The organism is uncultured Tateyamaria sp. (assembly GCF_947488715.1).
In the GTDB taxonomy this organism is placed as follows: Bacteria; Pseudomonadota; Alphaproteobacteria; order Rhodobacterales; family Rhodobacteraceae; genus Tateyamaria.
Genome location: NZ_CANLAG010000002.1, coordinates 35,955 through 62,186, shown reverse-complemented (window position 1 = coordinate 62,186; position 26,232 = coordinate 35,955). Strand labels below are relative to the sequence as shown.

The window sequence follows — 26,232 nt, the reverse complement described above, 5'->3', positions numbered from 1 at the left end:
CTGGCAAAAGGTGTCAGAGAAGCGATTTTTCCCAAGGCAGGCCCGCGCGGCCGAAGTGGCCAAAGCTCGCGGTTTGCTCGTAGGTCCAGCCGTCACGTTCCCACAGGCCCAGACGGTCCTGAATGGCGCGGGGCGACAAGTCGGGGAACTGTGACGCGATCCAGTCGGAGACGTCGTGGCGCCCATCAACCACCGCCATCACGGCCTCTGGTTGGACCTGGCCAATGCCGTAGGCAAGCGCCACCTGGCAGGTCTGGCCGTCGGCAAAGCCGTTTTCCAGAACCGTGCGTGCCAGCGCCCGCGCCATGTAGGCACCGGACCGGTCAACCTTGGACGGGTCTTTGCCCGAAAACGCGCCGCCCCCTACGGACCAGTATGGCCCAAAGGCGTCCACCACGATCTTGCGCCCGGTCAGCCCGGCGTCGGCGTCTGTGCCGCCTTCGACAAAGCTGCCCTTGTGGTTGATCTTGGCAATCTCGCGCGGCACATCGCCCAGAACCGGCACGACGACCTTGTCAAAGATGTCCTGACGCAGCTGATCCAGCGCGATGTTCGGGTCGTGCTGTGCCGACACGATCACGCTGGTGATGCGACCGTCAGGCGCCACCGAGACCTGCGATTTGGTATCGCGGCGGATGTAGGGCAGCGTCCCATCGGCGCGGGCTGCATCCAGTGCCTGGATCAGGTTGCGCGCAGCCGCGTATTCCACCGGCATCATTTCGGCGGTGTCGCGACAGGCCATGGCGACCATGATGCCTTGATCCCCTGCCCCGTCATCACCGGTGATCGCGGCAATTTCGCTCGCCTGCGGCTGGATATGGTTCATGATGACCAGATCGACGCGCGTGGCGTAGCCCAGTTCGGCACGGACACGGCGAACGATGGCGGGCACGTCAATCGCTTCGAGGACACCGGCGGGCGCGCGGGCCTCGCCCGACACCACGACGAGACCCGCCTTGGCAAAGACCTCGATGGCGGCGCGGCATGTGTGCGGCGGGTGGCCCTGACGTGCGCCTTCGATATAGATCGCGTCGTGGACAGCATCCGAAATCTTGTCGCAGGCCTTGTCCGGGTGGCCAGCGCCAACATGTTCGGCGGTGGCGATGGTATTCAGTTGGATTGGAGTGAACATTGGATATTTCCTGTGTGTAGGTTGGATTTTGGGATGGGCGGGGCCACGCACGCGGCCCCGCGCCGTTCTCAGCCTCGAGGCGGGCTGAACTTGCGCGACAGTTGCTGGCAAAGCAGGACACCGATCAGCAGGCAGTTGATGCTGCAGAACAGCGGGACCGCGGTCAGGCCGTTTTGCACGCCGTAAAACGTCCAGGCGGCATTGCCCGCGACCATCAGGGCGTTCCTGCTGATGCTCTGTTTCTTCGCAGCCTCGGGATCAGTGAGGTTGGTCCAAATCTGCGGGATGCTGGCCAGGGTAATGGTCGCCCCGGCCAGCAGCGCCAGATTTTCGTATTCCATCACTGTACTTTCCATCATGCGGCCTCCCGCTCGGCGGGCAGTTCGCGCACGTATTCGAGCGAGACGTAGCCGCCGTTGTAGTCCGCCGTGAGGTGGCGGCACTTTTGCGCGTCGGTGATGGTGCTGAAACAGAAATGGCCGGTGGGGTGCCATCCGAGCCCACGGTAGAGCCTGTCGGGGCCGGGGCTGACAACGCCGTGCCAGACACGGACCACCAGAAACACCCACTCCCCGCCACGGTCGCGGACGGATTGCACCGCCTCTTCGATGGCGCGTGTGGCCAGACCCTTGCGCACAAAGCGCGGATCGGTGACGACACCGCACAGATCAAATGCGTTGCCCTCACCGCGCGAGGCGGTTGTGCAGGCGCTGACGAGCTGACCGTTGCTGTCCAGAACCGCGTGAATCCATGCGTTCGCGTCGATCAGGTCCTGGGCCGTGGTGTTGTACAGGTTCTCCGCGGCTTCGGTTTTGCAGAGCTCTTGCAACACGGATGCGTATGCCTCCGCGATCTTGGGGCGCATGCGCGCCCGTGTTGTGAGTGTGGAAAATGTGGTCATTTGGTTCCTCCTGTTCGGTGAGGAACTTGGTAAGCCGCTGATTTTGCACTTAGAACCGTCAGAAAGTGACTTTAATCCAGGTTTTTATTCCTGATTAAATCAGTGCCATTTTGCCTGTATTTTCCGGCGCATTTTCGGGTCGCGAAAATACCTAGAAAACCGTCATAAAAGTGAAATTAATTCCTGCGAATCTTTCGCGTCTGTATAACGGCTCCCAACCGATCCACAGAGAATCGGGACGAGGAGGCGCAGTGACGGACCAACAACACCCTGAATCGGCCCGAAGAAGAGGGCGCCCCGCAAATCACGAGCGGTGGTTCAACGCATCAGACGCGGCCATCGCGCTCGAAACCCTTCACACTGCGCAGCGAGACATGGACGAGCTCTGCACCGAGCCATGGCACAACGACTGGCCGTTCGAAACAGAAACCCGCGCGCACCACAATACCCACTTTGGCCAGCGAAACATGATGTGGGCCATCATGTTGCTGTGGCGCCATACGTCCGACAAGGTGCTCAAGCCTGTTGAGTTCGCCAGGTGCTTTCTTGGTGGTAAACGCAACACGGATTTGCAGGAATTCGCCGCCGCAATCCTGAGCGAGGTCACCAGTTCGAAACCCGCCAACTACGATCAGGCAAGTGTGCAGACTGGCGTGCAAAACCTGATCAAGGCCACCGCAGCGCGTCTGGTCCGGCCCAACGCGCCACTTGCCAGGCAGCCAGTGACCGACGTGGTAAACAAGATACAGGCCGCGCTGACCGACCCGGCTGCGCAGGTCGATACCGAAACCGCTTACTATCATCTTGTCGCGCAGCTCGGTCTCGCCGGTTCTTACACAGCACCGGAGGGCACATCGCGCGCGGTGCAGCCTTTGCAATTGCCGCCGCCGGAGCCTGTTCTGGAGGATCTGAACGACCTGCCCGAAGGCATTGTGCAATACCTGTCCGAAGACGCGGTCACCAACCTGCCCAATTCCCGCGACATCACCAAACTGGGCGCGGAGACCCTGTTTGGCAAACTGTCCGACATGGTAAGACCGAAGCGCATCGCCATTCTGACTGGCCCACCGCACGCTGGCAAAACGGCGGTTCTGGTCAGCTTTCTGCGGCGGCTGGATCCGAAATTCAACGGCACGGCCCGTCTGAACCTGAACGATGACGGACACATTGAGCGGTTGCCTGTCCTCATGCTGAACGCGCAGCGGTTTTCCTATCGGGATTTGCTGATGCGGACACTGGCGTTCCTGCGCCGTCTTGCAGACCCGTCCATGTCAGCGGCCGCGCATCTGGATCAGGCTCAGGCGGATTTTCCACAACGGGTTGCGTTGGACAACGTCTCTGACATCCTGAACGAAATCCGCGACCTGCATGCACATGATGCCGAAGGCACCCGCGGCCACCCGGCTGTGTTCATCTTCACAGACTGGCAGGACTTTGCCCCTGACCAGAACCGGATCGTGCTGCGGGATGCCCCAAGGGCGAATTTGATCGAGCTGCTGATCAAGTCCAACCCCTTGTCGCGGGTTGTTCTGTCGGCCTTGCCCGACGTCGCTAAGGTGAAGATCCCCCGAAACATGCCTCGGTTCTTCATCGAGAGCATGGAGCATCCGGATTTCAAAGAAATCCTCCGCTATTTCGAGGACGAGCGGACCGTCGACCGTACCAAGGAACCTTGGAAGAGCGTGTTCCGAGACAACATGGCCAAGAAGATTCCCGGCGACATCCTGTTGTTGGCTGCGGCGACATATCAGCTCTGCGCCAACCGCCCGGAGGTGCAAACGTTGGTCGTTGAGGCGCTGGGGCGTTTCTGTGCGTTGATCCGAGAGGAGAAGACCGAAGGGGCCGAGGACGAGCTGATTTCGATCCTGTTGAACGAATTGAAAGCGCGCAAGGTCCTTGGCATGTTCTTTGTGGTGGCCGCGTCCGATGATGGTGTGCGCCGCGCGTCATTGGAACGTATTTTCGACCAGTGGTCGCGCGAGAACTACGCAAAGGATGCACCCACGTGGGACACACGCATCGCGACCTTTGAAGCGCTCAAGGACCTCGCCATCCGGTTTTTCGTGAAGTACGAGCCGTGCACGAATTATGACCCGCGCGAATACGACATCGGCGAAGAGCACAAGGCCGATGACCGCGTTTGGGAAGTCGACATCGCGATTGCGTCCCGGATCACCGACGCCATGTACCGGGCCGAAAGGGGCGGGGAAGATCCGCACCGTCTGACGGTCCACGCGGATTTGTTGCGCGATGCGCGCAGGCAGTTGGCGAATTTTGTACGTTGGCGGGCGCGCACCCGGCGCCTGCACACCAGCACAATCGCCGAACCCCGCAACATCCGGCTGATGCGCCGCGACATGCAGTGCCACGAAGCACTGCTGGCCAGCATCCCGCCGCAGGCATTTGACGGGCAGCCTGATTTTGCGGCGGACGCGCCGATTGCCGATCTGGTGCAAGGCACGGGTCTGTCCCCGAAACTGCCCCGGTTGCTGAGCATTTCCGAAGACATCGTCTTTTCGACCAACACGCAGGTGTTCCAGCCACAGACGGCGCTGCGATATGCGTTGCTGCAAATTCTGCGCCGCGAGATTGATCACGATCACGAGCTGTCCATGCTCTATGATTTTGACCTGATCCGGCTGCGCCTTTATTTGCTGACGTGGTTGCCGCTGGGGCGGCGCTATGGCGGGTCGGTGGATGAGATTTGGGATGTGGTCAGCACCCTGCCTGCTGACAAGATCCCGGACCAAATCCGCGCGAGTTTCACCCCGACCGAGATCATTGAATTGCTCACAACCATTGCGCTGGCCAGCTATCACAGCCAGCGCCCTGCGATCATCGACTGGGCGCGCGGACAGTTTGAGCTGCTGCTGGATCACTATGCACCTGCGGATGATCCAGATGCGCTGCCTTTGCGTCGCAAGCTGTTGGGCCGCGGCGTACGCATCTATTGCTCGATCCTCGACAGCCGTATTCAAACTGGTGGCATCCGGGCCGCCGGGACCTTTTGCGATGAGACGGTTGACCAGACACACTATGGCACGCTGGCTATGCTGCGGTCGTGGCTGGAGGCGCACTACGATGACTATGAGGCGGTGGCGGGCGACCCGAAGGCGCTGGCCGCGCTCAGCCTTGCGGGGTTCCGTCGGTGCAAGGCGTGGATGCGCCTGAAGGCCAGAGAGGCCGAAGTGCTGTCCTTGCTGGCTACGGATCAGGGATTTGATCGCAGCAGGCCCGAGATTGCCAAGGCCCACGAGATCTATTCGTGCCTTGTCGCCGCCGAAGAAGCGATCGCAAAACCCGCCTCGAGCAAGACGTCCGTCATTTTCAGCGGGCGCACTGCGCGACGCTACATCCGGTTCCTCATCCGGTCGCAAGACTATGCCGTCCCCGAGGACAATCCCGCGCTGCGCGACGCGGTGGACAGCGCAATTTGCAGCCTGATTGATATCAACATTGCCCGGTTGCGGCACTATGGCGGTGCCGATCAGGTTTGCGCGTTTATCGACCGGTCGATGTACACCTACAGCCGAGTGACCAAGCACACGGATGCCGATCAGGCCGCGCGCTGGAAAGACAGCGCGTTGTCCTATGCCGAAGAGGCGCTGGAATTGTGCCGTCAGGGTAATGCGAGCCATGCGATTGAGCTGGAGGTGTTGCAGATCCTGATTGCGCAGACGCTTGAGAAAATTCAGGTGCTGGGGGAAGCCGGTACAGCGCGGCGCACTCTGAAGCCCATACTGGACAAAGTGTGCGCGCATTTGGAACGGGCAGAGCTGCTTGCCGGTCAGTTGGATTTCCTGCCGTCACTGGGCGTGGCGCAATACTTGCGGGCCAAGTGCAAATACGTGTCTTGTCTGGTGGAAAAGCCCAGGAACGTCGACGACCACCAAACCGAAATGGTGAACAAGCTCGACGAGGCGCGAGAAAGTTTGGGACGTGTGCGCGACATCAGCTTTGCCCGCGAAATCACGCAACTCTATACGGACATCCATGATCTGGATGAGCGTCTGAAACAGATGGCCTAGTGGCCCACGCCGCACATATTGGGCGGTGCTGATCAGCGTTCTTTGCCAAATGTTCACCAGTGGATCATTGAAATCCACTGGTGAAGAGATGTTTGCAATTTTGGGTCGAGGCCTGCGCCCCCCGCGTCAGCGCCGTAGGATCGTGGGCATGCCCAAGAGACGAGACAGCGAAAAGCCCTGCCCTTGCTCGGCTTGTTTGGCCGCGCCGTGTTTGATGACCAGCGGCAGGAACAGATCGGCCATGCGGCCGTGCCGCGAGATCATCGAGCCGGTGAATGGCTTGCGCCGACTGGTCAGACCAATTGGAAAGTTGGCCATCCGCGCGTGACGGGGAAAGGCAAACTTGTCCTTTGGGGTGCGACGACTGATGAGCGAAATCGGAAAGTTCGCCATGCGTGCGCCGTTGGGGACCAGCGCGTTGGTGCCGGGTTTGCCGTTGATGAGATGCGGAAAGGGCCAGTTGGCCATGCGGGTGTGGCGGCCAATCACGGTGCCGGTAAACGGCTTGCGACGGCTGATCAGCGAGATCGGGAAATTTGCCATCCGGGCGTGACGTGGAAAGGCAAAGGCATCCCAGGGTTTGCGCTTGCTCAGCAGCGGGATCGGGAAGCGCGCCATGCGGGCATGGCGGGGAAAGGCGAATTTGTCCTTTGGTTTGCGGCGGCTGATCAGACCCATCGGGAAGTCCGCCATCCGCGCGTGACGCGGGAAGGCAAAGGCATCAACGGGCTTGCGACGGCTGATCAGGGGAATCGGCCAATCGGCCATGTGCACCGTGTCCCCCATCTGTCCCAGACGGCGGGTCAGGTAGTGGGGATGATCGCTGAAGACGGACAGGCTGCGGCCCGGTGCGGTTTTGACCGACACCTCTTCGACCAGATCGCCCATGTCGGCGGCGCCCATCTGAGCGGTCATGTCGCGGGTCAGCTGTGCAGCCCCAAGCGGTTTGTAGGTGGCGCGCGCCACCAGAACGGCACCGCCGTCTGCCAGCTTTTTGGCATAGGCACTGACGGTGGCCGGATCAACCTGTGCCGCGGTCAGCGCGTCACCTGCCGTGTCCGCGTCGGTCAGCACCTCAAGGTCGCTGCGTGGAAAGCGTTCGATTTCAAGAGATCGCTTGACGACAAAAGCCTGTGACGCGTTCTCGAAATATCGCGTGATGACTTGGGTCATGATGCCTCCGCCGGATTGTTTGGCAGGCCCGTCGCGGGCCGCTGTGTTGTGTCAGGTATCGGGACATGGCCCCGACGGTTTTTGCGCACCAGTGGGACAAGGATAGCGCACGCAAGCGCGAGGAAAACCATTTCGATGAGGAAAACTGCATTGTAGGGCACATGCGCGGGCATTGCGCCTTGGTCCGGCAGGGCGACGATGATGTCACGCACCACCCCGGCCAGCGCCACGCCGATGCCTGCAGAGGTCGCCTGAACCGCGCCCCATGTGCCAAGCGCCAGTCCGATTTGGTCGGATGCCGCAGACCGGATGGTCGCCGTCAGTGTCGCGTGACCAAAGAGCCCCGCCCCCAGACCGGTTGCGATGGTGCCCAGCAGGAACATCAGCGCACCGCCCCCCATCGAAGACAGGATGATCCCCGCAAAGCCCGGAATACCGATCAGCGCACCAATCAGGCCTAGCCGCGCCGGTTGACCGCCCTTGCCCAAAACGCGCGATGCTATGCCAAAGCCGATGAGCGTCCCTCCGGCCAGCAGGGCCGTCAGTTTCGTCGTTTCGGCCACGGTAAAGCCAAGCGCCTGTCCCCCGTAGGGTTCCAGCAACACGTCGGCAGCCCCGAACCCGAAGGTGCCCAGCGCAATCACTGCCAGCAGGCGCATCTTGCCCGGTTGCCGCACAAAGGCGCGGCAGGCGGTTTCGAACGGTACACGGGGTGTGATCTGCATCTGTTGTGCGCGTGCGCGGCTGCGGGCCTCTTGTTTCCAGAGAGCAGCCAGGTTCAGCGTCACGGTGACAACCGCCGCGCCCTGGATCACCTGTATCAGGCGGCCGGGCGTGTAATCGGCCAAGAGCGCTCCAAAGACGAGCGCACTGACCACCATCCCGACCAGCAACATGACATACATCAGGCCCACGACCTTGGGTTGATCCTCTTCGCGCACAAGGTCGGTGGCAAGCGCAAGGCCCACGGTCTGCACCATATGCACACCCGCCCCAACCAGAAGGAAGGCGAGAGCCGCCGAAGACAGGCCCATCCAGCGCGGGGCATCGACCGCCTCGCCGTAGCCCGACAGCACCAACAGCGCAAAGGGCATGATCGCAAAGCCGCCGAACTGATACAGCGTGCCTTTCCAGATATAGGGCACACGGCGCAGGCCGAGGGCAGAGACATGGGTGTCGGATTTGTAGCCCACCAGCATGCGCAGGGGCGCAAACAGCAGCGGCAGTGCCAGCATCAGCGCCACGAGGCTGGCCGGCACGTTCAGCTCAACGATCATCACGCGGTTCAGCGTGCCGACCAGCAGCACAACAGCCATACCCACAGTGATCTGAAACAGAGACAGGCGCAGCAGGCGCGACAGCGGCACATCGTCGGTCGCCACATCCGCAAAAGGCAGGTAGCGCGGCGCTATCGAGACCAGTTTGCGCAAGGCAAATGTGCGATAGTCAAACATGGCTCCCCCGCCGTGGAAATTCTGGATCGCGGCACCGGGTTGCGGGCACGCGATCTTGTGCGGGTCCCTCGCCGATCATGACGAGGGACCTCGCGTCACTGTTCGACTACGCGCGGCAGCACCGCACTGGCGTGAACGGTCGTCGATGGCTGCAACACAGCCGATTGCGTCGTGCCATCCGGCATGATCACAAGCACCTGCTGGCCGCCGTCTGCATGCGGCAGCACATATGACGCCTTGGCGACATTGTCCTGCTTGAGCATTTCGGCTGCAGCCTGTGCATCCCCTGTTCCCAGCTCAACACCGGACAGGAAGTCAGCAACCCAGGATGTATTGCTCAGGACAGCGACGTGGACCGCGAACGATCCAACGGCGACGGCGCCGAGAAAGACGGGAACGCCAACCGCTGGTGGCACAACAAGCCACATTTTTGCGTTGTTCATGGTGTTCCTCCTTTAGCCGAGCCAGGGCGTGGACGCCGCGACCAGCATGTGTGCGATCAGGGCAATGGCACCAAAGACGCGCGTGCCATCAATCAGATAGCTGTGCACCTCTTCGGCTTCGTGAAGGTTGAGACCAGTTGGCCAAACCTTATCGGGATCGTCGGACATATAAATGTTCCTCCAAGTCTGCTTCGATTGAAGTGCGACGACGGCCCCAGAAATAGAGACGTGGTGCTGCCGCGCAGCTCCTGGTCGCGACACGCACACTCGGACCATGGGAGCAATATGTCACACATTATTGACAGTGAAAAGTGTCTATTTTTACTGACACTTAAATCACTCAGGACACAAATACCCCGGCAGCCGTGAGAAAAGGCGCAATATAATTCAACGCTGTAACGGACATTCCGGACCAATGCGCGCACGCGCCAAAAAGGCGCGCAGGGCCAGCCCAAGCACGCGCGCCTTCTCCAAGGTACTGAAATCAGGCGAATCAAAGCCTAGCGTGCGGCGGTGCGCCCTTCGGACACGCGCGGCACCAATGCCTTGACCAGATCGGTCATTTCCAACTGCCCCACCGCCGTGCCATTTTCGACGACGCGGTAGACCTGTTCGGTGTCCCCGCCAGATTGCGCAATCAGATCTTCAAGCGTGCTGGACGGGCTAACATCGTTGGCAAAGCTCGTGCCGGTCAGCGGCTGCATGACCGACCGCACCCGAAGCACCCGCGCGCGGTTGATGTCACTGACAAAGTCTTCGATGTAAGGATCGGACGGGTTGAGCAGGATGCCCTGCGGCTCGCCCTGTTGCACCACCGCGCCATCCTTGAGGATCACCAAGTGGTCGGCAAGTTTCAACGCTTCGTCCAGGTCATGCGTGATAAAGATGATGGTCTTGGACAGCTCTTTTTGCAGCTCCAGCAAGAGGTTCTGCATGTCCGTGCGGATCAGCGGATCAAGGGCCGAGAACGCCTCATCCATCAGCATGATGTCGGTGTTTGCGGTCAGCGCGCGGGCGATGCCCACCCGTTGCTGCATGCCCCCGGACAGTTGTGCGGGATAGCGATCCTCGAACCCTTCGAGGCCAACGCGGGCCAACCATTTGCGACCCTCCGCGTCACAGGTCGCCGCATCCGCCCCCTGCACGCTGAGCGGCAGTTGCGCGTTTTCCAGCACCGATTTGTGTGGCAGCAACGCGAATTTCTGGAACACCATCGACATCTTCTTTTGCCGCAGGTCGCGCAGGGCGCTTTGGCCCAGCTTCATCACGTCGCCGCCGTCGACCAAGATCTCGCCCGCCGAGGGTTCGATCAGGCGGTTGAGGTGGCGGATCAGCGTCGATTTGCCGGACCCGGACAGGCCCATGATCACGGTGATTTCGCCCGGCTGCATGTCGACATTGATGTCCTGCAGACCCAGCACGTGGCTGTGACGCTCAAGCAGCGTGGGTTTGTCCATGCCGCCCCGGACGTGGTCCACCATCGCCGCGTCATTCGGCCCAAAGATCTTGTAGAGTCCGCGAATGGATACTTTGGCTGTCATGTCAGGCGTCCTTGCGTTGCGTGTCGACACGGGCCAGTGCGGCCTTGGACACCCGGTCGAGGATCACGGCGAGCAGCACAATACCGAGGCCCGCGACAATGCCCACGCCCAGTTCCAGATTGCGGATGCCGCGCAGGACCAGCACGCCCAACCCCGGTGCAGACACCAGAGAGGCGATCACGACCATGGCGAGGCTCATCATGATGGTCTGGTTCACGCCCGCCATGATGTTGGGCAGCGCCAGCGGCAACTCGACCCGCGCCAGTTTCTGCCACGCGGTTAGGCCAAAGGCGTTTGCCGCCTCGATCACGTCCTTGTCCACAAGGCGGATGCCCAGATCAGTCAGGCGGATCACCGGTACGATGGCGTAGAGGATGATGGCGATGCCATAAAGCTTTGATTCCGTGACGGAAAACAGGAAGATCAGCGGGATCAGGTAGACAAATGTCGGCAAGGTCTGAAGCAGGTCAAGGATTGGTACAATGGTGCGCTGTGCGGTGTCGGATTTCGACATCCCGATGCCAATGGGCACCCCCAGAACAACCGAGAGACCGGTGCAGACGAACACGATTGCCAGCGTCTGCATCGCAACTTCGTAGTGGTCGATCAGACCAAAGAACAACAGCACCAGTGCCACGAAACCCGTCACGGGCCGCGAGCGGCTGACCCAATAGGTCAACGCAAGCAACGCCGGGATCATGACCCACCACGGCGCGCTTTCGAACACCCAAAGCGCCCCGTCCAACATCCAGCTCAGCGGTTGCGTGATCGGGTCGAGGACAAATTTCAGCTCGGCGCGGATGGCGAGAAAACCCGCCTCGATGCCAGCGGTCAGGTCGCGGGTCTGGGGCACGGCGGCGCAGCTTTCGTGCAGCGCGTCAAGCGACGGGAACGGCAGACCGCCGCCCTCTTCGGTGCTGTCGCTCGCGCCACTCTGGGCCAGCAATTGCGCCATGGACATGGGCGCGTCTTGCTTGTCCGCGTCGCACCAGTCGCGCAGGCCCAAACCGTCAAAAAGGCCGTCATACTGTGCCATTGTCGTCCCCGGATGTGTTGGATGTGGTGCCTAAAGAGGCGATCCGCGCCAAGGCCCCTGCCCCGGCGCGGAAGGTCGTTTTACTTGAGCAGCGCCGCCAGCTTGCCGCGCGCGTCGTCGTTCAGCCACGCACCCCACACATCGTTGTAGGTGGTCAGGAAGTAGACAGCCGCCTCTTCGTTCGAGGCCTCATTGGCTTCCTGCCAGGCCAGCACCTCGCCCATCTGGGCGTTGGTAAAGGTCAGGTTCTGCATCAGCGCCGCCGCATCAGGTTCGCGGTCAACAAAGGTCTGCGTCGCAGCGGTCACCACGTTGGACACCGGATAGGACGACAGAGCGGGTGTGCCGCAGTCCTCAAGACCGTTGCAGGTGTGCTTGTCGGCGTCATAGGCGGGCATTTCCACCTGCACCATCGGGTATTTGCCCAGAACGGATGTGGGGGCCCAGTAGTAGCCGAACCATGGTTCTTTGGCCTCGTAGGCGGCGGCGATGGCAGTAGCCAGTGTCTCGCCCGAGCCGTGCTGGAAGCGTTCGACGCCGGCATCGGCCAGACCTGCGGCCTTGAAGTTGTTGTGGTTGGTGATGTCACAGCCCCAGCCCGACGGGCAGTCGTGGAACCGGCCACCGACCAGTTCGGGGTTGGCCTTGATGCCGTCCAGCGTTTTCAGCTCGGGATGGGCCGCCGCGAGGTAGTCGGGGATCCACCATGCTTCGACACCGCCATCGGACAGCACCTTGGACATTTCAACCAGTTTGCCCTCGTCGCGCAGCTCTTCGTAGACCTCGGTATAGCTGGTCCACAGCTCGGTCAGGATGTCGGGTTCGCCGGTTTCGGCCACCGACGCCATGGCGGGCACGGTGGTGGTTGGCACCACAGTCACGTTACAGCCATAGCCCTGTTCCAGCAGGAACTTGGCGACGTTGGTGACCACGGCGGCCGAGGCCCAATCCATTTCGGTGATCGACACCGCGCCACAGTCGGCGGCAGCGATGGACGCCGCGCTGGTGCCCATCATAAGGGTGGCGGCAAATGCGAGTTTCTTCATCTTGGTTCTCCCTGTTCTTGCGTCAGTGTCGCAGAAGATGGCCAAAGTGATAGCCCCAAACCGGAGCGACATAACAGTCCAATTTCCCCCACAGACCCGCAGGCCGCATTTTTTGATCAACCTGCCCAATGGCAGATCACAATTTTGCCCAAGCGAGCGAATTGAACAATTTGCCCTTGGGTCCGGGCCTCTGGGCTTGTTAGGGTCCAGCAACTTGGAACGACGACGACGCATGAAAGGTTCAACATGGACGTTGCACAGGCCCTGGTGATGGGGATGCAGACATGGGGGATCATCGGCGCCATCGTGGCCCTGATTTTCCTGACGATTGGCATTGACCGCATCGACGAAGACGCGCGCGGTGCCTACGTATTCCGCCCCCTGCTGATCCCGGCGGTACTGCTGATCTGGCCGATTGTGCTGTGGCGCTGGTGGCAGATCGAGACAGAACGCGCCGCCTGGGCCGCACGTTACCGCCCGGTGCGCGCCTACTACGGCGCGGCTGTGTGCCTGATGAGCCTCGGCATCGTCGTGATCGTGTTCTCCGGCCTCAGCATCCGCCAGACCTGGCCCGGTGACGTGGCGCCTGTGCAACTCAGTGAAGGGGTCACGCAATGAGCGTCAAATACACGCCCGTCCAGTGGAACCGGAACAAGTGGATCTATGACGCCGTGATGCTTGCAGGCGTTGCCGCGTTCTTGTGGGTGTTTCTCTATGTGACGCCCGACGTGCTGAACCACGAACGCGCGATCAACCCGCAGATCCACAATGCGCGCGCCTTTGGGGCCTGTGCGTTCATGATGCTGACCGTGATCCTGTGCATCGGCCCCGCCGCGCGGCTGGACCGGCGGTTCTTGCCGCTGCTTTACAACCGTCGGCATTTTGGGGTGATGACCGCCTTTGTGGCGATCACCCATGCGGGCTATATCCTGAACTGGTACTTCAATTTTTCCAGCTCTGACAAATATGTGGGCCTGCTCTATGCCAATTCGAGCTTTGGCCAGATTGCCGGTTTCCCCTTTGAACTCTTTGGCATTTTTGCACTGGTCTGCTTGCTGATCCTTGCGGCGACCAGCCACGATTTCTGGCTCAAGTTCCTGACCCCACCGGTGTGGAAGCGGCTGCACTATCTGATTTATGCAGCCTATTTTTCAGTGGCCGCGCATATCAGTCTGGGCATCCTGCAGGATCAGCAGAACCACCTGTTCACACTGCTGTTCATGGCAGGTGCGGCGGCGGTGATCGTGCTGCATGTGGCTGCGTGGCTGTCGGAACGGTCGGAGGCCGCGGCCAAGGACGGTGCCTGGGCCGAAGTGGCGCGGGTCGGCGATTTCCGCGAAGGATTTGCCAAGATCGCAAAGCTGGCCAATGGCGAACGTGTCGCCGTGTACCTGATGGAGGGGCAACTGAGCGCCATCTCGAACGCCTGCGCGCACCAGAACGGGCCGCTGGGCGAGGGCAAGATCATCGACTGTCTGGTCACCTGCCCCTGGCACGGGTTTCAGTATGATGTACGGTCGGGTCGGTCGCCTGCGCCCTTCACCGAAATGGTGCCGACATACCGTTTGCGCATTGTCGAAGACATGGTCGAAGTCCACCCCGACGCGAACCCGCCCGGCACCTATGTCGATCCCGTGCCTGTCCCTGCCCCCGCGGACCCCCTGCCCGAAGAAGGAACACCGGCATGAGCGAGAAACCCTTTTTCGTCGGATACCTGCCTGCGCCGGGCCCTTTGCGGGTCTTTCTGCTGGCGGCGTGTATGCTGGTGATCGCGGGCCTTGGCACGGCGGGTTACCTGATGGGCGCCGCGCAGGATGATCCCGGTCCGGGCGCGTTCCGGTTCGACTATGGCCGTCAGACCGTGACGGGCGTGGTCGAGATGACACCCTATCCGGTGATCCACGTGACCGAGGGCAATGACCGGATCAAACCCGGCGACAGTTTTATGATGACGGCAGGCGGGAAATCCGGCGTGGACAGCCGCGCCATGCCGCTGAACGGCCAACTGGCGCAAGTCTCCGGAATCGTGCTGGAACGCGGTGATCTCTACATGATGCAGTTGCGCGGCGGCCGGAACGGTTTGCGCGCAGCCGAAGGCGACGCCCCGGCCATCCCCATCGAACCGCAAGGGCGGTGGCAACTGACGGGCGAGATATGCGACGGCAAATGCCTTGCAGGTGCGATGCGCCCCGGTCGCGGGTTGGCCCACAAGGCCTGCGCAAACCTTTGCCTCTTGGGGGACGTACCGCCGATCTTTGTGTCGTCGCAGCCCGTTTTGGGATCCGAGTTCCTGCTGGTGACGGGCCCGGATGGCACCCGCCTGCCCCGTGACGCCTATGACTATGTGGCGCAATTCATCACCGCCGAGGGCGAGATCACCAAACGCGGCGACCTGCTGGTCTGGGAAATCGACGTGGACACAATCGAGGTGACGGAATGAAACGTGTCATCTGGCTGATCATCGCGGGCGCTGTGACGGCTGCACTGTTCTATGTCTCGCGGTTCTGGGATTTCCGTCTGTGGTCGCGCGATGGCCTTTTCGGGATCGAAGCACTGCGCCCGCAGGGCGGGTTGGTGGGCCAATGGGTGCGCGGCACCGATCTGGCCCCGTTTGAATTGCTGATCTGGGCCGTGGGCGCGTTTCTGGTGCTGACCGCACTGCAAAAGCTGTACGATCTGCTCAACCCGCCGCCAGAGTGACCGCAAGCAGGTCTTTTGCGCGCGGTCGAACCGTTCTATAGTTTGCGTAACTCAAACAGACCCAGCACGGGCGACAGGCATATGGCACGCACAACCAAAGCACCCCCCACACCCGCGTTCAACGTGGCCCTTGTCGGGCAATCCGGTCGGCTGGGCTATGAGGCTATGCTGTTTGTGGCGTCCTTGCGCGCCAAGAGCCCGAATTTCGCTGGCCGTGTATTGATTGCAGAGCCGCAGCCCGGCCCGCTGTGGACCAAGGACCCGCGGATGACGGAGGATGTGCGCGACGCGCTGGCCGCGATGGACGCAGAAGTTGTCCCCTTTGACAGCGTTCATTTCGGCGAGGCCTATCCCTACGGCAACAAGATCGAAATGCTGACCGCCCTGCCCAAGGACACGCCTTTTGTGTTTTTCGACAGTGACACCCTGATCACCGGGGACCTGATGTCGGTGCCCTTTGATTTCGATTATCCCAGCGCGTCGCTGCGCCGCGAAGGCACCTGGCCACAGATCGAACTCTATGGCCCCGGCTACGGTGAAATCTGGCAGTCGCTCTATGACGCCTTTGGTCTGGATTTTGACAGCAGCCTCGATATGTCCGAGCCAGACGAATATTGGCAGCGGTATCTCTATTTCAACGCGGGCTTCTTTTTCGGCACTTGCCCGCATGTATTCGGAACCAAGTTCCTGGACTATGCGCTTGCGATCCGCGACACGCCACCCGCCGCACTGGTCTGTCAGTCGCTGGACCCCTGGCTTGATCAGGTGGCCCTGCCCTTGGTGATCCATGCGCTTGGCGGTGGGCGAGACAGCGCGGTGCACGACCATCTGGATGGGCCCGTGAGCTGTCACTACCGCCTGCTGCCCCTGCTCTATGCGCGCGAAAGCGAGGCCGTGATCGACACCCTCGAAGAGATTGCAGCCCCCAACAAGATCAAGAAGGTGCTCAAGGGCTACGACCCGATCAAGCGGATGGTGTTCCAGGGGCGCGGCGAAAAGGTGCGTGCCTTGTTCGACCAAAACGACATGCCTCGGCGTGAACAGGCGATCCGCAACCGGATCAAATCCAACGGTTTCTGGATGCGCTGAAACTGACGCTGCGGAACATAGCGGGTATGCGCGCGCCACCATGGCCCCGCCCCGTGACGCCGTCCTATCCCGTCCTTATGTGACCCGTAAGGCAAATACCTTTTTCAACATGATACGGAGGGACGTCATGTCCGCCTCCCACCAACAGTTTCTGGAGCGGCTTGCGCACGCCTTTTGTGCGGGACATCTGGTTCAGGTGGCCGAACATTTTGTCTACCCCATGCCCTATTACTCGGATCATGGGTTGGTCGTTTTTGGCAGCACAGGCACATTGTCCGAAGGCCTGGCATTGTACCATCAGGCCTGCAAAGCGAATGGCGTTGATCGGATCACGCCACGCATCGTCGCCGAAGGCATGACGATCCGGGGATACTCAAATGTCTGGGTGGAATGGGACCACTTTGACCACGCAGGCGTCTGCATGCGCACAAGCCAAGTCCGCTATGTCCTGTTTCAGGAAACCGGCGCGCTGTTTCCCAAGATCGAAATGGTCGACTACACCGTTCAGGCCTTTCCCGAGGTGAACGACGACATGCCAGCCATGGCGACCGCGTAATCGCAGCCGCCACGCCGTTTGGTTTGACTCAGGCGGGTTTGGCCAGCAATGTATAGGTCGCGATCAACGCATCCGTGGCCGTTCCACGTGCAATACCGCCCGTTTCCTTGCGTACACTTTTGGCACCCACTGTGCGTTTGATCACGCGCCCCAGCTGTTGGTTCAGCGCGGTGCGCACGCGGCGCGCCCGTGCGACGGCCTTCTCGCTCTCGCCGTCCGCTGCGGTCGCAGTCTCGTAGGCTGTGGTAAACGCAGCATCCGCCGCCGCCGTGTTCACGACCTTCAGGATGAAATCCGCGTCGAAGGCGCCATCGGCATCCAGTTTCGTGGCCGTCGCCTGCACCGTGTCGATCACAGTGCGCTTGGCCGCCAGTCGTTTGGACAGGGCCAGATCCGCAGGCGCGGTGTCGATCACATAACCTTCGACGATTTTCTGCATCAGGTGCGACAGGTCGAGGCCCTCGGCCTTGGCTGTCTGCGCGAGATACGTGCGTACCGCAGGATCAACGGCAAAGTTGATGGTGTCCGCCTGTTTCAGTTTTTCCAGCTTGGCCGCGCGTTTGCCGCGTGACGGCGTGGCGGTGTCTGGGGTCAGAGTTTCCGTATCGGCCATTTCCAGGCTCCTTTTGACGATAACTGGCACGATTCATACATGATGCATATGCAGATTGCAACATATATGATGAGTATGCGCACAGCATTATTCCCGCTCTGCCTTGCTCCGCCTCGCGCCATTGCCTAACGATGGTGCAGAAATTGCCTGGCAGAGGACAGACGACATGAACGACGGCCCAAAATACGGTTTTGACACCCTTCAGATCCACGCTGGCGCGCGGCCAGACCCCGCCACCGGTGCGCGGCAAACACCGATTTACCAGTCCACAGCATACGTGTTCCGCGATGCCGAACACGCGGCGGCGCTGTTTAACTTGCAAGAGGTTGGCTATATCTACTCGCGTCTGACCAACCCCACTGTGGCCGTATTGCAGGAACGCATTGCCACACTCGAGGGCGGCGTTGGCGGTGTGTGCTGTTCATCGGGCCACGCGGCACAGATCATGGCACTGTTCCCGCTGATGGCACCGGGCCTGAATGTGGTTGTGTCAACGCGCCTCTATGGCGGCACGGTCACCCAGTTCAGCCAGACCATCAAACGGTTTGGGTGGGAGGCGACCTTTGTCGACTTTGACGATCTGGACGCGGTCAAGGCCGCCATCGACGAAAACACGCGCGCCGTGTTCTGCGAATCCATTGCGAACCCCGGCGGCTACATCACCGACCTCGACGCCATTGCCGCCATCGCGGATGCGGCCGAAATCCCGCTGATTGTCGACAACACGTCGGCCACGCCGTACCTTTGCCGCCCCATCGAACATGGCGCGACGCTGGTGGTGCACTCGACAACCAAATACCTGACGGGCAACGGCACCGTCACAGGCGGTTGCGTCGTCGACTCCGGCAAATTCGACTGGTCCGCGAATGACAAGTTCCCGTCCCTGTCGGCCCCGGAACAGGCCTATCACGGCCTGAAGTTCCACGAGACCTTTGGTCCGCTGGCCTTCACCTTCCACGGTATCGCAATCGGTTTGCGCGACCTGGGCATGACCATGAACCCGCAAGCGGCGCACTATACGCTGATGGGAACAGAAACCCTGTCCCTGCGCATGGACCGCCACGTGGAAAACGCCGTCAAAATCGCCAACTGGCTCGAAGCAGACGACCGCGTGGACTACGTCACTTACGCAGGCCTCGAAAGCTCGCCCTATTTCGACCGCGTGGCCAAGATTTGCCCGCGCGGTGCGGGTGGCCTGTTCACCTTTGCGGTTAAGGGTGGCTATGACGCCTGCGTCAAACTGGTGAACGCGCTGGAGATCTTTAGCCATGTCGCCAACCTCGGCGATGCGCGTTCGCTCATCATCCACTCGGCCTCGACCACGCACCGCCAGTTGACCGTCGAACAGCAACGCGCAGCGGGCGCCGCACCCGAAGTGGTGCGCGTGTCTATCGGTACAGAGGATGCCGACGACCTGATTGCCGATCTGGATCAGGCGCTGTCCAAGGCCGTCAGCTGACTATAGCGCCCGTTCAGGGCAGCAAACCAAAGGTGACCGCGACCCGCGCGGTCACCGACACTTCGCCACTTGCAATGGGCACATCCGCAGACCGCGCGGCGGCGAACATTTCCGGGCGGCCACCTGCGCCCGCTTCGGACATCGTGACAATGGGGCCCAGCGCGACCTCTGCCGCCGCGGCCATCTGGCTGGCGCGTGCGCGGGCGTCACGCACCGCTGCCGCCCGCGCCTCTGCCATCGCAGGGGCCGGATCGGACAGCTGGAATTGCACCCCGCCAAAGTCATTTGAACCGACATTCAGGGCCGCGTCGATGACCGCACCCAGTTGGGACAGGTCGCGGACACGCACCGACACACCGTTGCGCGCCACATAACCCGCGATGTGACGGTGCCCGTGGTCGTTGTTCCACAGCGGTTGCACACCCACCTGCTCGGTCTGGACATCACGTGGCATGACGCCGAACGCTTCGAGCACCCCCAAAAGCGCCCGCGCGTCGGCGCTGACCCGGTCCATTGCCGCCTTGGCCGACGCATCGCTGTGCGTCACCCCAAGCGAGATCACAGCCATGTCCGGCACGGCTGTCGACTGGCCTTCGCCCACCACCGACACGGTGCCCGTCGCGTCCTGCGCCAGCCCCGCCGTTGTCATCGCCAGCGTCACGATACCGGCCATCATCCATGATCTCATATTCATCCTGCTCCTGTGTGGTGCGCCATGCGCAGCCGCATGTGAGCCTGTCCCGACACAGAACTCAACCACATCGGTGGGCTTTTGCTTTGCATGGGCAAAGTCCTGCTTTATCCTGACCGCGACGATGGATGCCATTCCATCCATGACTTGAAATTGCTAAAGGCCCAGTATGAAGCCTAATTTCGCGCTATCCTTGTCCTTTGACGGGATCCGTCTGCTGCACCGCGCAGCAGGTGGGTGGCATTTGGTGGGCGAAGTGTCGGTGACGACACCCGACCTGCCAGCCGCGCTGGCCGACCTGCGCAAGAGCGGCGCACGGGTCAAGACCAAGCGGTTCCGCTCAAAACTGATCATTCCCGACGACCAGATCAAATATCTGACCATCGACACCGGAGACGTGGACGCTGATGCCCGCCGGGCTGCGGCAGAGCTGGCGCTGGACGGTGCCACACCCTATACCGTCGATGCGCTGGCGATCGACATTTCGCCCGAAGGCGCGCAGACCCACGTGGCCGCCGTCGCCCGCGAAACCCTGGCCGAGGCCGAAGCCTTTGCCGTCGAGCACAAGTTCAATCCCGTCAGCTTTGTCGCCGCACCGGAGACCGCCGGTTTTCTGGGCGAGCCGTTCTTTGGCCAGACCTCTTTGTCGAAAACGCTGCTGGCCGAAGGTGCCACCGTCCGCCCCGACGGCGTGCGCGTGGTTGTCGTAGGCGATATCGACAGCGCCGAGGCACCGCCCGCCACCGTTGTGCCAGAGCCCGCAGATACATCGGACACGGCGGATCAACAGGACGCAATCGTTGATCAATCGCCAGAGGTTGTGCCGGACGCGCCGAAGCCGGATGAAGTGTCGGACGTTACGGCAGATGCCGAACCAGACACCCCGTCTCAACCGGAACCGGACGTAAAAGCCGAAACGACGCCCCAAGCACCTGAGCCTGAGCCTGAGCCTGAGCCTGAGCCTGAGCCTGAGCCTGAGCCTGAGCCTGAGCCTGAGCCTGAGCCTGAAGAAACGCCCGCTTTGCTGGGCTTTGCAACCCGCCGCAGGCAGGACCCCAGCTCGACACCTGCACCGGCAAAGCTGGGCGGTGTGACGCGCACGCCACCTGCCCCCGGTGCAGCCACACCGCCGCCTTTGAGCACACAAGCGCCTGCCGGGCCTGCGACCCCCTTGGCCCCACCCAAAGAGGCCGCCGACAGCCTGCGCCCCGTCGCTGCACCCACGCCCGTTGATCCGCCCGGCGCTGCCGCTGCTCCAGTCGCGGCCCGCAAGGGCGGGTTCCTGTCGCGCCGCAAACCGCCCAAGGCTACGCCCGCAGCGGCCCTACCACCTGACGCAGGAACGGCGCCCAGCAAAGCGGCGGCACTCGAATCCGAACGCATGACCATTTTCGGCGCGCGTGGCGAAACGGCGGTCGGTGGCAAACCGCGTTTCCTGGGGCTGATCCTCACCGCCGTCCTGTTGGTGTTCCTTGCCGGGGTTGCGGCATGGGCTTCGGTTTTTCTGGACGAAGGGCTGGCCAAACTGTTTCCCGGCCGCGAGCGCACGTTGGCCTCGACCCTGCCCGATGACACCCAAGCGGCACTGGCCGAAGATGTGGGTGCGACCACGACGCTGGCACCGGACGAGGCCGCGGCGGATGGTGTGGTGGTGGCCGCGCTCAACGACAGCCTCACCGATGGCCTGACCGCAGAGGATGCCGCAGTGCTCGACGCCCTGCGCGACCCGCAACCCGACCCCATCGCCCCCGAAGAATTGGATGCCGAGGCACTTGAGGCGCGTTACGCCGTGACGGGCATCTGGCCAAAGGCACCGGACGGCGCGGCATCACCCGTGGGCAGGGTCGACATTGACGGGCTCTACGTCACCGGCATCGACCCGGTGAGCCCCGCACTCGACGCCGTGGCCATGGCGGGCGAGGACAGTTTTCAAACCGATCAGGCGCTTCCCGTGATTGCATCACCGCTTGCGGCGGGCACCACGCTCGCACTGGACGAAAATGGTCGCGTGATCCCTAGCGTGGATGGCACCCTCAGCCCCGATGGGTTCACAGTGTTCCTGGGACGCCCGGCTGTGACACCGCCCGCCACACGCGCCCGGCCCGAAGAGGCGCCAACAATTGATCCGCTGATCGCACAGATACGCCCCCGCCCGCGCCCCACGGATCTGGTTGAGCAAAACGAACGCGCCACGCTGGGCGGCTTGTCCCGCACGGAACTGGCGGCGCTGCGCCCACGCCTGCGCCCCGCCGCCCCCCAAGAAGAAGCGGCCCCCGAGGTTGCAACAACCGCACCCGAAGAAACGATCGAAACGCCGGAGCCCACCGTTCTGGCCACGGCCCCGATGCTGCGCCCCGCGACGCGGCCCCGCAATTTTGACCGCATCGTCGCACGGGCCGAACGCGCCGCCCGGCCCAGCACCACAACACGCACAGCCGCCATTGCACCGCGCACGGTGACACCCGCCATCCCAACCGTGGCGTCCGTCGCGCGCGAGGCCACGGTGCGCAACGCCATCAATCTGCGACGTGTAAATCTGATCGGGGTCTACGGCACACCGTCGAACCGCCGCGCGCTGGTGCGGTTGTCGAACGGGCGTTACCAAAAGGTCAAAGTGGGTGACCGCGTCGACGGCGGGCGTGTGTCCGCCATCGGCGACAGCGAATTGCGCTACCAGAAAAGCGGACGCAACGTCGTCCTGAAGATGCCGCAGGGCTGACGCCCAAGCCGTCTCAATCCGTCACCAATTCGCCGCTGTCAATCTGCTCTTGCTCGATGCTTTCAAACAGCGCCTTGAAGTTCCCCTCGCCAAATCCGTCATCACCCTTGCGCTGAATGAACTCGAAAAAGATCGGGCCAATCACCGTTTTGGAAAATATCTGAAGCAGGATCTTTGTTTCTCCGCCATCCACGACGCCTTCGCCATCAATCAGGATGCCGTGACGCTGCATCCGGTCCAGCGGCTCGTCGTGTCCCACCACGCGATCCTTGCTGAGCGCGTAATAGGTGGCAGGTGGGCCAGGCATGAACTTTAGCCCGTTGCCCGCAATCGCATCGGTGCTGTCATAAAGGTCATCCGACCCAACTGCGATGTGCTGAATGCCCTCGCCCTTGTACTTCTTGAGGTACGCCACGATCTGCCCGGTTTCGCCACGATCTTCGTTGATCGGGATACGGATGCGCCCACAGGGCGACGTCAGCGCGCGACTGAACAGCCCGGTGAATTTGCCCTCGATGTCAAAGAACCGGATTTCCTTGAAGTTGAACAGGTCGCCGTAGAACCGGAACCATGTGTCCATATTGCCCTTGTGGACATTGTGCGTGAGGTGATCGAGGTAAAAGAACCCCACGCCGCGCGGCTTGGACTGCTCCAGCCATTCGTAGGCGTCGTTGTAAGGCGATGTTTCGTAATACTGGTCCACGAAATAGATCAGGCTGCCGCCGATGCCGTAGATGGCAGGCACGTCCAGCACCTTGCCCGCACCCTCATAGGGTTTGGCGCCCAGCTGCACCGCCCTTTCAAAGGCGTGCTGTGCATCCACAACCCGCCACCCCATCGACGGCGCGCAAGGCCCGTGCGCATCCACGAACTGCGCGCCAAAACTGCCTGGGTCCGCGTTCAGGACATAGGTGATATCCCCTTGCTGCCACAGCTCAATGTCACGTGTCTTGTGCCGCGCCACACGGGCATAGCCCATCTGGGTGAACACCTCGCGCAGGGCCTCCGGCTCAGGGTGCGCAAATTCGACGAACTCAAACCCGTCTGTGCCCATCGGATTGTCTGCGGTGATCTTCGACTTGGGGGCGTTGTGCGGAAAGGGTCCCATTTGCTGTCTCCTGCTCGGGTGTCTGCGCACAGAATACCCCGTGTGCCGCGGCAATAGCGCGCATTCTCCCAGTGTGGTCTTTCAAAAGATGCGCGAAACCCGCACATTTCTGTTATTTAACGCGAGACTACCGCACATGCTGGACAGCACAGACACCCGCCTTTTGGCCGCCTTGCAACGTGACGCCTCTCTGACCGCGCAGGAGCTTAGCGAGGCGTTGAACCTGTCGGCCAGCCAGATTGGCCGCCGCAAGCAACGTCTGGAGGCCGAAGGATACATCGAGGCCTATGTCGCCCGGCTCGACGCGGCCAAACTGGGCCTCGGGGTGCAAGGGTTTGTTCAAGTGCATCTGGCCACACATGGGCCAGAACACGCCGTAGGCTTTGCCCGGTTGATCAATGCACAACCACAGGTCACAAGTGCTTGGACATTGACCGGCGATGCGGATTATCTGTTGCGCGTGTACTGCACCGATCTCGCCGCCCTGAACACGTTAATACACGACATCCTGCTGCCCCATCCCGCTGTCGCGCGGGTGCACAGCCAGATCGTCATGGACCACCTCAAACGCGACGGGCCGCTGCCGACCTGATCCGACGACGGAGACCGACATGGAAAGCTTCCTCTACCAGGCGTCAATCTACCTCGCTGCCGCTGTCATCGCCGTACCCATCGCCGCGCGGCTGGGCCTCGGATCGGTATTGGGCTATCTCGCCGCCGGGATCATTGTCGGGCCTGTCCTGGGCCTGGTCGGGTCCGAAACCGAAGACCTGCAGCATTTTGCAGAATTCGGCGTGGTGATGATGCTGTTCCTCATCGGGTTGGAGCTGGAACCGCGCGCGCTCTGGGACATGCGGCACAAGCTGCTGGGCCTCGGCGGGATGCAGGTGACAATCTCGGCGCTGGCCCTGATGGGGGTTGCCATGGCCTACGGCCAGCCTTGGGGCGTGGCGCTCGCCATCGGGCTGACACTGGCGCTGTCGTCCACGGCCATTGTGCTGCAAACCCTGTCGGAAAAGGGGCTGATGCAAACCAATGGCGGGCGCAACGTGTTCTCCGTGCTGCTCACTCAGGATATCGCCGTCATCCCCATCCTCGCCTTTCTGCCGCTGCTTGTCGTCACGCTGCCGATGACAATCAGCGCAGATGGCTCGATCGCGCGTAACGCCGCCGACGGACATGGCCACGGCCACGCCGCGATGAGCCTCGTTGACGGCCTGCCCGCCTGGGGCGTGACCCTCGTTACAATCGCGGCAATCGGTGCAGTGATCTTTGCAGGTGTGTTCCTGACACGCCCGGTCTTCCGCTTTATCCACGCTGCACGCTTGCCGGAAATGTACACCGCGCTTGCGTTGTTGATCGTGGTATCGATCTCGTTCCTGATGATGTTGGTGGGCCTGTCGCCTGCGCTCGGCGCCTTCCTCGCGGGCGTCGTGCTGGCCAGCTCAGAATTCCGGCACGAACTGGAATCCGACCTCCAACCGTTCAAGGGGCTGCTGCTGGGCCTCTTCTTCATCACAGTGGGCGCAGGCATCAATTTCACGCTGCTGTTCGAAGACTGGCCCGCCCTGCTGTCCATGGCCATCCTTGTGATCACGATCAAAGGTGCCGTCCTCTACGGTCTGGCCCGTGCCTTTGCCATAGCCGGCCGCGACCGCTGGCTCTTTACCTTGGGCCTTGCTCAGGCGGGCGAGTTCGGCTTCGTCCTCGTCGCCTTCTCCGTGGGTCAGGGCATCCTGCCCCGCGGGGTCGCTGAGACGCTGCTGCTCGTGGTGGCACTGACCATGCTGATCACGCCGCTGCTGTTCATCCTCTACGAATTGATCACACGCCGCATGGGCGACACGTCCGAAGAAGTCGAGGCCGACACCATCGACACCGAAGGCCCGGTGATCATCGCAGGCATCGGCAGGTTCGGCCAAATCGTAAACCGACTGCTGCAAGGTTCAGGCTTCAAAACCGTTGTGCTGGATCACGACATGGAAACCATCGCACTGATGCGCCGCTTTGGGTTCAAGGGGTTTCTGGGCGACCCCAGCCGCCCTGACATCCTGCACGCGGCCGGCCTGCACCACGCGCGCATCCTGGTTGTGGCGCTGGACGATCCGAACGTGGCCACCAAACTCGTGGCCTATGCCCGCAAGGAACGTCCCAACCTGCACATCATCGCCCGCGCCTATGACCGGGTGCATGTCTACAAACTCTACCAGGCAGGCGCTGACGACATCGTGCGCGAAATGTTCGACAGCTCGCTGCGCGCAGGCCGCTATGCGCTCGAAAATCTGGGCCTCACCGAATACGAAGCCGCCGAAGCCGAGCGCGTGTTCTACGCCCATGACCGCGATGCTGTCCGGCAACTGGCCGAAGTCTGGAACCCAGACATTCCCGCATCCAAAAATGACGCCTATGTCGAACGGGCCAAGTCCCTTGAAAAGACCCTCGAAGCCGCGTTGTCCGCCCGCCAGGAAGAACCTAAGCGCGCCTGAAAACTAAACTTGCCCCAAAAGGGTCGGTGGGTGGGCGCCTTTTGCGTCAGCAAAACA

Annotated in this window: 24 protein-coding genes; 11 read left to right on the top strand and 13 right to left on the bottom strand. The window is 61.8% G+C overall.

Going from position 1 to position 26,232, the window contains the following annotated elements; translation table 11 throughout:
• Positions 1-13: 13 nt before the first annotated feature.
• From Q0936_RS04565 to Q0936_RS04555, 3 genes are all read right to left on the bottom strand, one after another.
• The gene (locus Q0936_RS04565; protein WP_299296004.1) at positions 14-1,132 is read right to left on the bottom strand and encodes a methionine adenosyltransferase domain-containing protein; all 1,119 of its coding nucleotides are present in this window, start codon (positions 1,130-1,132) and stop codon (positions 14-16) included.
• A gap of 68 nt (positions 1,133-1,200) precedes the next feature.
• Positions 1,201-1,476 (bottom strand): hypothetical protein, encoded by a 276-nt coding sequence (locus tag Q0936_RS04560; RefSeq protein WP_299296002.1) that lies wholly within the window; start codon positions 1,474-1,476, stop codon positions 1,201-1,203.
• A gap of 11 nt (positions 1,477-1,487) precedes the next feature.
• Positions 1,488-2,033 (bottom strand): GNAT family N-acetyltransferase, encoded by a 546-nt coding sequence (locus Q0936_RS04555; protein ID WP_299140200.1) that lies wholly within the window; start codon positions 2,031-2,033, stop codon positions 1,488-1,490.
• A gap of 374 nt (positions 2,034-2,407) precedes the next feature.
• On the opposite strand from Q0936_RS04555, the gene Q0936_RS04550 reads away from it, so the two are divergent.
• Complete coding sequence (locus Q0936_RS04550) at positions 2,408-6,061, top strand: hypothetical protein (protein ID WP_299296000.1); 3,654 nt, start codon at positions 2,408-2,410, stop codon at positions 6,059-6,061.
• 126 nt (positions 6,062-6,187) lie between these two features.
• On the opposite strand, the gene Q0936_RS04545 is transcribed toward Q0936_RS04550, so the two are convergent.
• The 7 genes from Q0936_RS04545 to Q0936_RS04515 all read right to left on the bottom strand — a co-directional run bounded on the left by Q0936_RS04545 (position 6,188) and on the right by Q0936_RS04515 (position 12,754).
• Entirely contained in the window at positions 6,188-7,234 is a 1,047-nt protein-coding gene (locus tag Q0936_RS04545; protein ID WP_299295998.1) for a PucR family transcriptional regulator, read from the bottom strand.
• On the bottom strand, positions 7,231-8,688 hold the full coding sequence (locus Q0936_RS04540; protein ID WP_299295996.1) for a PucC family protein: 1,458 nt from the start codon (positions 8,686-8,688) through the stop codon (positions 7,231-7,233). Before Q0936_RS04540 ends, Q0936_RS04545 begins: the two co-directional genes overlap by 4 nt.
• A gap of 95 nt (positions 8,689-8,783) precedes the next feature.
• On the bottom strand, positions 8,784-9,131 hold the full coding sequence (locus Q0936_RS04535; RefSeq protein WP_299140191.1) for a light-harvesting protein: 348 nt from the start codon (positions 9,129-9,131) through the stop codon (positions 8,784-8,786).
• A 12-nt stretch (positions 9,132-9,143) separates the two neighbouring features.
• On the bottom strand, positions 9,144-9,299 hold the full coding sequence (locus tag Q0936_RS04530; RefSeq protein WP_299140188.1) for a light-harvesting protein: 156 nt from the start codon (positions 9,297-9,299) through the stop codon (positions 9,144-9,146).
• 332 nt (positions 9,300-9,631) lie between these two features.
• A complete protein-coding gene (locus Q0936_RS04525; RefSeq protein ID WP_299140185.1) occupies positions 9,632-10,672 on the bottom strand; it encodes a betaine/proline/choline family ABC transporter ATP-binding protein in 1,041 nt (346 codons plus the stop codon).
• Between the two features lies 1 nt (position 10,673).
• Positions 10,674-11,708, bottom strand: coding sequence for an ABC transporter permease subunit (locus Q0936_RS04520; protein ID WP_299140182.1), 1,035 nt, complete (start codon positions 11,706-11,708; stop codon positions 10,674-10,676).
• Between the two features lie 80 nt (positions 11,709-11,788).
• A complete protein-coding gene (locus Q0936_RS04515; RefSeq protein ID WP_299140179.1) occupies positions 11,789-12,754 on the bottom strand; it encodes a glycine betaine ABC transporter substrate-binding protein in 966 nt (321 codons plus the stop codon).
• A 246-nt stretch (positions 12,755-13,000) separates the two neighbouring features.
• Here Q0936_RS04515 and Q0936_RS04510 point away from each other — a divergent pair, with 246 nt between their 5' ends.
• The 6 genes from Q0936_RS04510 (at position 13,001) to Q0936_RS04485 (ending at position 17,099) form a co-directional block, all read left to right on the top strand.
• On the top strand, positions 13,001-13,372 hold the full coding sequence (locus Q0936_RS04510) for a hypothetical protein (protein ID WP_299295512.1): 372 nt from the start codon (positions 13,001-13,003) through the stop codon (positions 13,370-13,372).
• Entirely contained in the window at positions 13,369-14,442 is a 1,074-nt protein-coding gene (locus tag Q0936_RS04505; protein ID WP_299140175.1) for a Rieske 2Fe-2S domain-containing protein, read from the top strand. The genes Q0936_RS04510 and Q0936_RS04505 overlap by 4 nt, the downstream gene beginning before the upstream one ends.
• Positions 14,439-15,194, top strand: coding sequence for a hypothetical protein (locus Q0936_RS04500; RefSeq protein ID WP_299295510.1), 756 nt, complete (start codon positions 14,439-14,441; stop codon positions 15,192-15,194). The genes Q0936_RS04505 and Q0936_RS04500 overlap by 4 nt, the downstream gene beginning before the upstream one ends.
• The gene (locus Q0936_RS04495; protein ID WP_299295508.1) at positions 15,191-15,454 is read left to right on the top strand and encodes a hypothetical protein; all 264 of its coding nucleotides are present in this window, start codon (positions 15,191-15,193) and stop codon (positions 15,452-15,454) included. Before Q0936_RS04500 ends, Q0936_RS04495 begins: the two co-directional genes overlap by 4 nt.
• Positions 15,455-15,535: 81 nt before the next feature.
• On the top strand, positions 15,536-16,543 hold the full coding sequence (locus tag Q0936_RS04490; RefSeq protein WP_299295506.1) for a hypothetical protein: 1,008 nt from the start codon (positions 15,536-15,538) through the stop codon (positions 16,541-16,543).
• 127 nt (positions 16,544-16,670) lie between these two features.
• Positions 16,671-17,099, top strand: a complete 429-nt coding sequence (locus Q0936_RS04485; protein WP_299295504.1) for a hypothetical protein — start codon at positions 16,671-16,673, stop codon at positions 17,097-17,099.
• 28 nt (positions 17,100-17,127) lie between these two features.
• Here Q0936_RS04485 and Q0936_RS04480 read toward each other — a convergent pair whose 3' ends face one another.
• Positions 17,128-17,712, bottom strand: a complete 585-nt coding sequence (locus Q0936_RS04480) for a hypothetical protein (protein WP_299140166.1) — start codon at positions 17,710-17,712, stop codon at positions 17,128-17,130.
• Between the two features lie 166 nt (positions 17,713-17,878).
• Between Q0936_RS04480 and Q0936_RS04475 the strand changes: the two genes are divergently transcribed.
• Positions 17,879-19,171: an O-acetylhomoserine aminocarboxypropyltransferase/cysteine synthase family protein gene (locus tag Q0936_RS04475; protein ID WP_299140163.1), complete on the top strand. Its 1,293-nt coding sequence runs from the start codon at positions 17,879-17,881 to the stop codon at positions 19,169-19,171.
• A 13-nt stretch (positions 19,172-19,184) separates the two neighbouring features.
• Here Q0936_RS04475 and Q0936_RS04470 read toward each other — a convergent pair whose 3' ends face one another.
• Positions 19,185-19,847, bottom strand: coding sequence for an SIMPL domain-containing protein (locus tag Q0936_RS04470; RefSeq protein ID WP_299377922.1), 663 nt, complete (start codon positions 19,845-19,847; stop codon positions 19,185-19,187).
• 184 nt (positions 19,848-20,031) lie between these two features.
• Here Q0936_RS04470 and Q0936_RS04465 point away from each other — a divergent pair, with 184 nt between their 5' ends.
• Positions 20,032-22,581, top strand: a complete 2,550-nt coding sequence (locus tag Q0936_RS04465; RefSeq protein ID WP_299377920.1) for a hypothetical protein — start codon at positions 20,032-20,034, stop codon at positions 22,579-22,581.
• Between the two features lie 13 nt (positions 22,582-22,594).
• Here the strand turns inward: Q0936_RS04465 and hppD are convergent, their stop codons facing one another.
• Positions 22,595-23,689: a 4-hydroxyphenylpyruvate dioxygenase gene (gene hppD / locus Q0936_RS04460; RefSeq protein ID WP_299146501.1), complete on the bottom strand. Its 1,095-nt coding sequence runs from the start codon at positions 23,687-23,689 to the stop codon at positions 22,595-22,597.
• A gap of 136 nt (positions 23,690-23,825) precedes the next feature.
• Between hppD and Q0936_RS04455 the strand changes: the two genes are divergently transcribed.
• On the top strand, positions 23,826-24,281 hold the full coding sequence (locus tag Q0936_RS04455; protein ID WP_299297189.1) for an Lrp/AsnC family transcriptional regulator: 456 nt from the start codon (positions 23,826-23,828) through the stop codon (positions 24,279-24,281).
• Positions 24,282-24,300: 19 nt separating this feature from the next.
• Positions 24,301-26,175, top strand: a complete 1,875-nt coding sequence (locus Q0936_RS04450) for a cation:proton antiporter (protein ID WP_299297190.1) — start codon at positions 24,301-24,303, stop codon at positions 26,173-26,175.
• Positions 26,176-26,232 lie beyond the last annotated feature (57 nt).